The sequence below is a fragment of the Pseudomonas sp. xss_4 genome, from assembly GCF_043104125.1.
GTDB lineage: Bacteria > Pseudomonadota > Gammaproteobacteria > Pseudomonadales > Pseudomonadaceae > Aquipseudomonas > Aquipseudomonas parafulva_B.
This window is the reverse complement of record NZ_JBICKJ010000037.1, coordinates 1-975: the sequence shown is the minus strand read 5'-3', so window position 1 is coordinate 975 and position 975 is coordinate 1. Positions and strand designations below refer to the sequence as shown.

Below are 975 nucleotides of genomic sequence, written 5' to 3'. Positions count from 1 at the left end.
ATTTCGCCGTTATACAGGTCCATCAACGGCGAAAGAAACAGCTTCTGCCCCTTTACCTTGAACTCTGTCACGTCGGTTGCCCATTTCTGATTAGGGGCTCCTGCCTTGAATTCTCGTCTGAGCAGATCAGGCGCAACCAGTCCCTCTGAGCCTCGGTACGAGCGATATTTCTTCGCCCTGACCAGCGACTGGAGACCCATCAGCTGCATCAGTCGCTGCACCTTCTTGTGATTAATCATCCGACCGTTGTGCTTGAGGGTCTCAGTAATCCGGCGATAGCCATACCGTCCCTTATGCTCGTGATAGACGTTGTTGATACTCTCTTTCAAAGCCGCATGCTTGTCAGTCAACAACACCTTGCTTTGGTAATAAAAGGTACTACGTGCAAGCCCGGCAGCACGTAACAGCAGAGCGAGTCGATGCCCGTGCCTCAATCCCTGGACAGCCTTCGTTTTCTCGCCTGCGCAGTGCGAGGGTCCGCTTGGATCAAGGCATCGAGCTTTTTTAGATAAGCATTCTCCGCACGCAGGTATTCCAGCTCTTCGAGCATTTGCTCGGGTGTCAGGTCGCTATCCGAAGCGGCAGGAGGACTTGCGCTTGTTTTTTTCGATGGCTTACGGGGCATGCTCAACTCTCGGGTATGATGCGGATGAAGTGCTTCAACTCCGCCTTGATCATACAGCCTTTTCCACTGCCTGATGCTACTTGGACCACGGATATCAAACTGGATGCAGGCTTGCTGGGCAGACAATCCTTCTTGCTCAATACACTGCAAAACCTTCAATTTGAACTGGGCATCGTAGCGGCTGTACTTGGCACTTAAACCGGCTGCGCCGTGTTTTTCATAGCCCTTTACCCACCGACGTAGCATCGATGGGCTGAGGTCATGCTTTAGCGCCACTTCATGAATGCTAGGAGCAGAAAGGCACTCTTCGATGAGTGCCTGTTTGAGCGCCAGGTTGTATTTCGTCATGG

General features: G+C 52.2%; 2 protein-coding genes. Both read right to left on the bottom strand.

Annotation, left to right across the window (positions count from 1 at the left end):
* A partial coding sequence (locus ACF8GB_RS07040) for an IS3 family transposase (protein WP_392475213.1) occupies positions 1-350 on the bottom strand: 350 nt, incomplete at its 3' end.
* A gap of 80 nt (positions 351-430) precedes the next feature.
* Positions 431-975: transposase (locus ACF8GB_RS07035; protein WP_392475212.1), on the bottom strand; the 545-nt coding region annotated here is incomplete at its 5' end.